The 6,000-nt window shown below is 33.3% G+C and carries 5 protein-coding genes; 2 read left to right on the top strand and 3 right to left on the bottom strand.

The annotated features are described in order from the left end of the window. Window positions 1–148 precede the first annotated feature (148 nt). Window positions 149–739: a hypothetical protein gene (locus tag HMPREF3241_RS09500; protein WP_002490686.1), complete on the bottom strand. Its 591-nt coding sequence runs from the start codon at window positions 737–739 to the stop codon at window positions 149–151. A gap of 322 nt (window positions 740–1,061) precedes the next feature. On the opposite strand from HMPREF3241_RS09500, the gene HMPREF3241_RS09495 reads away from it, so the two are divergent. Continuing rightward, entirely contained in the window at window positions 1,062–1,940 is an 879-nt protein-coding gene (locus HMPREF3241_RS09495) for a hypothetical protein (RefSeq protein WP_049383234.1), read from the top strand. Between the two features lie 103 nt (window positions 1,941–2,043). On the opposite strand, the gene HMPREF3241_RS09490 is transcribed toward HMPREF3241_RS09495, so the two are convergent. After that, complete coding sequence (locus HMPREF3241_RS09490) at window positions 2,044–2,475, bottom strand: hypothetical protein (protein WP_049383235.1); 432 nt, start codon at window positions 2,473–2,475, stop codon at window positions 2,044–2,046. Between the two features lie 265 nt (window positions 2,476–2,740). On the opposite strand from HMPREF3241_RS09490, the gene HMPREF3241_RS09485 reads away from it, so the two are divergent. Further along, a complete protein-coding gene (locus HMPREF3241_RS09485) occupies window positions 2,741–4,078 on the top strand; it encodes an aspartate aminotransferase family protein (protein WP_070853625.1) in 1,338 nt (445 codons plus the stop codon). 126 nt (window positions 4,079–4,204) lie between these two features. Here HMPREF3241_RS09485 and HMPREF3241_RS09480 read toward each other — a convergent pair whose 3' ends face one another. Beyond that, window positions 4,205–5,656, bottom strand: a complete 1,452-nt coding sequence (locus HMPREF3241_RS09480; protein WP_002490588.1) for an APC family permease — start codon at window positions 5,654–5,656, stop codon at window positions 4,205–4,207. Window positions 5,657–6,000 lie beyond the last annotated feature (344 nt).

The raw sequence follows: 6,000 nt of genomic DNA, 5'->3' as shown, positions 1-6,000 counted from the left end.
TAAAGATTATAATATGACTCAACTTACTTTACCAAAGGATACTTCAGTTCTTATCCCCACAAATGATTTTGTAGAAACAATTCCTAAGACTGAATTCAGACATCATCGTGGTGCAACATCATACTATCCCAAAATGATATTCAAAGAACTATGTCATTTTACGTAAAGGTTGATGGTAAAGTGCAATGAAACCAGCAGTGAGTAAAAATAGACTTATTATACCATTTGTATTGAAATTTTTATCTTTCATACCAGTATTCGGTAGCATATCAGATGAGCTTTGTTGTGGTAAGTCAGAAGATTGAACTTGACCTACGTAATATGAATTGAGTTCACGTGTGCTATCCACTGCATGTGTCTGTTGAGTAGAGTGTTGTTTTACTTGTGAAGATGTTGTAGCAATATCTTGTGCAACATAGCATTGTGGTGTATTGAGTTGACTATATTCTCCATAATCTCCACTTTTATATAGCACCACACCATTTTTGTATACTTTATAAGTACCGACACCAGCACCAGATTTATTATTGATATCAATTGTGAAATAATCCCCTTTATCCTTAACTTTTTTGAAATTTTGTAAGTCCGGATTGCCACCACTATTTTTCATAGCTTGAATTGCTACAGCTTGTGCATCATGAGATGTTACTTCGGCTGCATGTGTCGTTGTGTCATTGACACTTGGAAATAATAATAATCCTGTTAATACAGTCGTTGCAATTAGAGAAATCTTTTTCACATTGATAACCCCATTTCGAATTGATGATATATGATGTATTTAAATTACTTTACGATTATAGTTTAGCACCTTGATTGCGAGATAATAGTGGTTTAAAAGAATTCAAACACAAATTTTAAGATACGTTAAAAATCTTAATAATTATAAATCATTGCTGATGATACAGCAGTAAAAAAGACGTCAAGTATTGCTTAGTAAATAGCGAATTTTTAATAATCTGTTAAATTGTTGTACATTTTTAAAAATAGTTAGTTTATAATTATTTTATAAAGTGGTTTATTTTGTTGTGTTAAATAGATTAGAATGTAGGGGAGTATTTGAATTGAAGAAATTAGCAGTGATATGTGCGTTTACAGTATTAATATTAGCCGGTTGTGGTCTTGGAGATAGTGATAATAAAGGAAGCTCAACGATAAATGATGATCAACAATCAGGGGATAAAAATAACAGAGATTCAAAATCAAGTACAAGTAGAAATCAAACAGGAGGTAATCAGCAAGACACACAACAAGATACCCATTCGAATAAATACTATGCTCAAGTTTGGTTAACTGCTTTAGATAGCTATAGAGGTGATAGTGACCTTCCTTTTGACGATTTAGAAATTGTACATCAAAATATTTCTAATAAAGTTTTAGATCCCTATCACCCAGACGAATCAGCTAAACTACCTGAAGGAACAGAATTGTTAACAGCAAGTGTTACTGCAGCAGGTTCAGTTTATTATAAAAATAATGGAGATGGCACAATTACAATATATAATGTACCATCACATTTTCAAGGGAGTTGGCGTGACGCTGATTACTCTAAAAGAGAATCTCAGCGCATTATAGATGATGCTCGTACAGTTAAGTTATACAACGCAAGTGAAAGTGAAATCAATAAGATAAGTCAGATGATGAGGACTCAATTTTCAGTTGGCGATAATTTAAAAGATGAAGATGATACTTCTGAAACGGAAAATCAATCAAGCAGTTCTGATGAAGTAACGGTGACACGAAGTAATGTTATCGATATAGTTGAGGACTACGAAGGGCATCAATTAGATACAGACACATATATTTACAAAGAACCAGAAAAAGATAGTGATGGTAGTTGGGGGTTCTCGTTTACAGATAAAGAAGGTCATTTAGAAGGATCTTATATTATCGATAAAGATGGAGAAGTAACGAAGTATGATGAAGATGGAGAGCCAGAATAACTAATAGGGCAGTAGAGATATCATAGTCTAATTATCTATGATGTTTCTACTGCCAATATTTATTTTATAATATGTAAAAGACATTGAGAAATGAGTTTTAAAATCATAAAGTTTTTTTCGAAATGATAGGTAGACAACTCGCCATTAAAATGACGAAAAAAAGATGTGCAACTAACCACCATGCAAATTCGTTCCAACTAAAGGAAAAAATTGAGCGTTGCGCAAGAAAAACGAGAAGTGGATACATCAAAGCAAATATTAATACTAAAAGTAAGTATGCTAGACGATACAAGAATTTTGAATAATGATAGATAATTAAAAAGGTGATATAAATCAATATTCCAATACTTAAATGAATCAGTACTTCGATAATTGTTGGCACTTCATCAGGGTTGATTAAAAAATCAATATTGAGTAATAACTGAGTTAAGTGTGTGTTTTGTAGTAACACATCCATTAATATAGTTAAAATAAGTAATAGCACGCTAATCGTGGTTGCGTATAATAAATGATAAAATATTTTTAACCCATTCATATTAATATCCTCCGTAAAATATTTTATTCTATATTCCCTTTAAACATATCATCTAAGACTCAATGACATATATTTCTTTATCACAAAAGAATCGAAACGAAAATATTTTTAATTATCAGAAAATATTTACAAATCTGAAAATTGTTAGTATATTGATTACTATCCTATTAGTATTGATTTATTTTAAAACGATAGCAGTTGATAGTTTTATAGCTTCAAATGTAGATAGCTATATTAAAAAGAGTCATTATTGGGAGGGAACTCAATGAGTAAAGTTAGTCATTTGATAGATGAAGATGAACGTTATTTTGCACATTCTGGACGGATTAAATATTATCCTCTAGTTATTGATCATGGTTATGGAGCCACGTTAATCGATATAGAGGGTAAGTCTTATATTGATTTATTAGCAAGTGCAAGTTCACAAAATGTGGGTCACGCTCCGAAGCCAGTAGTTGAAGCAATTAAGAACCAAACTGAGAAATTCATTCATTATACACCGGCATATATGTATCATGAACCGTTAGTGCGATTATCAAAAAAATTATGTGACATTGCTCCTGGAAATTATGAGAAGAGAGTTACTTTCGGATTAAGTGGCTCTGATGCTAATGATGGGATTATAAAGTTTGCACGTGCGTATACAGGACGTCCATACATCATAAGTTTTACCAATGCATACCATGGTTCAACATTTGGTTCATTATCAATGTCTTCAATTAGTTTGAATATGCGTAAGCATTATGGACCATTACTTAATGGATTTTACCATATACCTTTTCCCGATAAGTATAGGGGGATGTTTGATCAAGCTAAACCTAACACGGTTGAGGAATATTTAGCGCCTTTAAAAGAAATGTTTGTAAAATACGTCCCTGCGGAGGAAGTGGCATGTATTGTGGTTGAAACAATTCAAGGTGACGGTGGCTTACTTGAACCCGTACCAGGTTATTTTGAAGCATTACAAGAGCTTTGCCAAGCTCACAATATTCTTATTGCAGTTGATGATATCCAACAAGGATTAGGTCGTACGGGAAAGTGGAGTTCCGTAGATCATTATCATTTTACTCCAGATTTAATGACATTTGGAAAGTCATTAGCTGGAGGTTTACCAATGTCTGCGATTGTAGGTCGTAAAGAAATCATGGAAAGTCTTGAAGCACCTGCACATTTATTTACAACTGGTGCAAATCCTGTAAGTTGTGAAGCAGCATTAGCAACGATAAAGATGATTGAAGATGAAGATTTACTAAACGCCTCATGGAAAAAAGGGAATTATGTTAGAAAAAGAATAGACCCATGGATAGAACGTTACCAATATGTAGGTGATGTTCGAGGTATTGGATTATCAATTGGAATAGACATAGTATCAAATAAAATTGAGAAAACTAGAGATTCTGAAGCAGCATTAAAGATATGTAATTACTGCTTTGAAAATGGTGTGATTATCATAGCAGTTGCGGGTAATGTCTTAAGATTTCAACCACCACTTGTGATTACCTATAAGCAACTTGATAAAGCATTAGATACAATAGAACAGGCGCTTGAAAAGTTGGAAAGAGGAGAATTAAATCAGTATGACATTAGTGGTCAAGGTTGGTAAGAATAAGTAGATGAATAGCAAAGCCTCGATACTAAATAACAATATTAATATAGGGAGTGGGACAGAATTCATAACGAGTTCGTTGTCCTACTCCCTATATTTTAATTTAATCTATAAGTCTTTCATTTATTCTCTAGGTACTTGATACGCTTCTTCATCATTCTTTTTGGAATGTCTAATTCCATAAATTAAATATATAATTATACCTACAATAAACCATATCAGTGTATACAATTTAGCTTCAAAACTTAATCCCCAAAATACTAGCAATACTAATATAAATGTAATTGCAGGCAAAATAGGATATAAAGGTAATTTAAATTCTGGCTTAGGTAAATCTTTCCCTTCGCGTTTTCTTAATCGATACATGGCTAGTGACACAAACATGAATGCAACAAGGGTACCTGCGGAAATCAATTGTGCTAAGAAAGCAAACGGGAACATTGATCCGATAACTACACCAATGATTGTAAGTAAGACAAGTGCTCGATTAGGTAAATGTTTGTGATTTAATTGACTTAACCAAGAAGGGAGTAAACCATCTCGTCCAAATGAATATAATAGACGTGAACCTGCAAGCATCATACCAATTAATGCAGTGAACATACCGATAACAGAAATTGCTTGAACAATTGCAGCAATAATACCATGACCACTTTCTCGTAATGCCCAACCTACTGGCTCTGCATTATCAGCATATTGAGAGTAGTGGAACATGCCAACAAGAACAAGTGCTACGGCAACAAACAATACAATAGCTACTATGAGTGATCCTAAGATTCCTCTAGGCATTGTCTTCTGTGGATTAATCGCTTCAGCTGAATTAGCAGCAATAGAGTCAAAACCAATATAAGCTAAGAAAATCATTGAAACTCCAGCATAAATACCTTGCCAACCTCCAAAGTCACCAGTATCAGTAACCTTATGTTCTGGAATAAATGGTATATAGTTACTGAAATTTATCGCAGTGAGCCCTACAATCACAAATAAAATGATGGCTAACACCTTTAGAATAACCAATATATTTTCCATACGAGCAGCTTCGTTCATTCCGCGTGATAATAGTAATGCAGTTAAAATAATCACCACAGCAGCAATGATATCAATGACACCACCGTTACTTCCAAATGGATTAGATAATGATTTAGGTAAAGAAATACCTAATGGTGCAATAAGACCTCTTAAGTTAGCAGAAAAGCCGGAAGCAACGAAAGCAACAGCAATAAAGTATTCTGCTAAAAGCGCCCAACCGGCAACCCATCCGAATAATTCACCAAAAAGTACATTAATCCATGAATAAGCTGATCCTGCAAAAGGCATTGTAGATGCCATTTCTGCATAAGTAAAGGCTACAAGACCTGCCACAATAGCAGCTAATAAGAATGACAACGAAACAGCAGGTCCGGCATGCTCAGCCGCGACAACACCTGGTAAAGTGAAGATAGATGTAGAAACAATTGTACCAACACCTAGTGCAAGAAAGTCGCGTACACGTAGCGTGCGTTTAAGATGCCCATCTTTATTTTGATAAATAGTAGGATTCTCTTTCCGAGTCATCCGATTAAAAAAACTTCCCATAACAAACCTCCATAACATCAACTTACTATTAACATGAGTCAGCAAACATTCCTTAACAATACGTATTAAAAATCATCTACATGTAGATAAATGAGTTGGCTGATTCTGATAATTAATATAATAGCACAGAAGATAAATATTTTGTCTAAAAATTCTGAAAAATTAATAAAAATTATTTTCACAGTGATTAAGTTAATATAGTTAAATTTCAATAGGGACAAAAAAGATATAAATTGAATGTTAATATCACAGGAGTTTTAAATTATGGTATTTGTCATGTATTTCTTCACATGATTTATAAATTAGTAAAGTACCTATATTTGTAAAACATGTTATCGTAAAAG

Source organism: Staphylococcus sp. HMSC34G04 (assembly GCF_001838765.1).
Taxonomy (GTDB): Bacteria; Bacillota; Bacilli; order Staphylococcales; family Staphylococcaceae; genus Staphylococcus; species Staphylococcus epidermidis.
The sequence above is the reverse complement of the archived record's forward strand: the minus strand, read 5'-3'. Positions and strand labels throughout refer to the sequence as shown.

Coding starts and splice junctions, on each gene's coding strand:
- HMPREF3241_RS09490 (WP_049383235.1), bottom strand. CDS start 2,475: ATGAATGGGTTAAAAATATTTTATCATTTATTATACGCAACCACGATT.
- HMPREF3241_RS09485 (WP_070853625.1), top strand. CDS start 2,741: ATGAGTAAAGTTAGTCATTTGATAGATGAAGATGAACGTTATTTTGCA.
- HMPREF3241_RS09480 (WP_002490588.1), bottom strand. CDS start 5,656: ATGGGAAGTTTTTTTAATCGGATGACTCGGAAAGAGAATCCTACTATT.